The sequence below is a fragment of the Lacticaseibacillus sp. 30 genome (assembly GCF_053819265.1).
In genome coordinates, this window is record NZ_JBSOQX010000055.1 from 1 (window position 1) to 2,121 (window position 2,121).

The window sequence follows — 2,121 nt, forward strand, 5'->3', positions numbered from 1 at the left end:
TCTAGATGAACCTGAAACATCATTATATCCAGGGGCACAACAACGATTGCTAGAATATCTGTTAAAAATCATTAAGGACACCAGAAGCCAAATTGTAATTTCAACGCACTCTGAAAAATTCATTTCTAGCCTACCTGATTGTGCGGTCAAAGCAATTAGGTATAATGACGATTTGCGTGAAACTGAGATTATTGATGGATGCTCACCAACTTCTGTTTTTTCTGAGTTGGAGGTGACTAGAACTGGTAAATGTGTTGTGACGGTCGAGGACAGGGCGGCTCAAATTCTGGTAAATACTGTCGTCCAGTCAAAAGAAGAGTTTCAACGGATTCTGGTAAGAGATCTTTCCATTAGTGCAAATAGTATTATAAAACAAAACATCCTCGCCAGTTCTGAGCGAGAACAATGGGATGATTATTATATTTTAGATGGTGATCAAAAGCCTGATAATGTCATGGATGTTGATTCGTTAACCGAAGCGCAAAGTAACGATTTGAGTTTCGTCACTCCCGCAGTTGAAAGAATTTCAAAAAAAATCTCATTTCCCTCGTCTAAGCCTCGTGGTACTAATTCGGATAATCTTTCTAACGACCCCATAAAGCTCAATGCAATGAAAAAATACTTGCGCTTTTTTAAAGGCCATGTTCAATTTCTTCCTGAGGCGACACCAGAAGATGTAATTTGGGATGAAAATACCCTTAAGCAGTATATCAAACTTGCTGGAAGTTCTGTGGCACTTGATGCAAATGAAAAAAAGAAAACACTGTATAACATTGCAAGTGCAGAAGCTAATACTGATAATGCCAACTCGCAACAATACTATAATCTTTTTCAGAGATTATGCACCTCATGGGTTAAGCGTTCAGTTTGTGCCAATGCGCCAGAATCAAATAGTTATCAAGCTATTCTTAATTCCATTATTAACATAAACACACAGTTTGAGAATGCACACAGGTGATCATATGACAATAAATGCTATTGATTTATTTGCAGGTTGCGGGGGACTCACTGAGGGCCTTGAACAAGCGGGAATTACAGTGAAATATGCTGTGGAGCTAGATCCTAGAATTTCAAAAATATATGAAGGAAATCATCATAAGACGATCATGATCAATTCTGACATTCGACGTATTTCCGACGATGATTTCCGACGAATGGGCCATGTTGATATAGTGGCTGGATGTCCGCCTTGCCAAGGCTTTACACAAATGAATAGAAATAATAAACGAAGGGCATATTCGGATAAAAGAAATATCCTTATTGAAGAGTATTTACGTGCAGTTAAAATCATTAAGCCAAATTTTATTATGATGGAGAATGTTCCTCAAATCATTTATTATGACAGATTTAATTCGATGCTCGAAGAACTTAAGGAAATAGGTTATTCTATTGATTTCAAAGAAATAAATGTAAAAGATTTTGGTATTCCCCAAAGTCGAAGGCGCCTTGTGTTGATAGGGGCACTTTCACACGATGTTGATTTTCCCTTCCGCATGAATACGCCAGTTAAAACTGTAAGGGACGCGATCGAATCGCTTCCCAAACCAACAGACAGTTCAGATCCTATTCATAGAATCCATTCAAATCATACGCCTTATATCCAGCACATCATTGAATTGATTCCCAAAAATGGCGGGAACAGAAAGAACTTACCGAAAAAATATTGGCTTGAGTGCCATAAAAAAGCAAATATTGGTTATTCTGATGTCTACGGTCGGATGTTTTGGGATCGACCTTCTCCGACTATCACTGGGGGATGCCTGTCGCCTTCAAAAGGACGATTTTTACATCCGACACAAAATAGAAGCATCAGTGTTAGAGAGGCTTCTATTTTGCAGTCGTTTCCAATTGACTATTATTTCGATGATAAATGCCCTAAAACCATACTTGCTCAGATGATTGGAAATGCAATTCCTCCCAAGTTTGCAAAAATTCAGGGACTGTATATTAAAGAAATGATTGAAAATGAGGATTGAGTTTGAAGACGAGCAATTAAAAAATGGACGCAATGTTTGCTGAATTATGAGTTTTTTAGATTTTGTTTTTTAAACAATTGCCTATTAGGATTTAAATGGGCGATGCAATAATGACAAAGCATCTCATGTTCAGGATTAATTGTTG

General features: G+C 37.5%; 2 protein-coding genes. Both read left to right on the forward strand.

Annotated elements, in window-relative coordinates; all coding sequences use genetic code 11:
- Positions 1 to 958, forward strand: a 958-nt coding sequence (locus tag ACWPAB_RS15155) for an AAA family ATPase (RefSeq protein ID WP_337451891.1), incomplete at its 5' end; no start/stop codon positions are given.
- Positions 945 to 1,976, forward strand: a complete 1,032-nt coding sequence (locus ACWPAB_RS15160; protein WP_032779184.1) for a DNA cytosine methyltransferase — start codon at positions 945 to 947, stop codon at positions 1,974 to 1,976. The genes ACWPAB_RS15155 and ACWPAB_RS15160, both read left to right, overlap by 14 nt.
- The last annotated feature ends 145 nt before the right edge of the window (positions 1,977 to 2,121 follow it).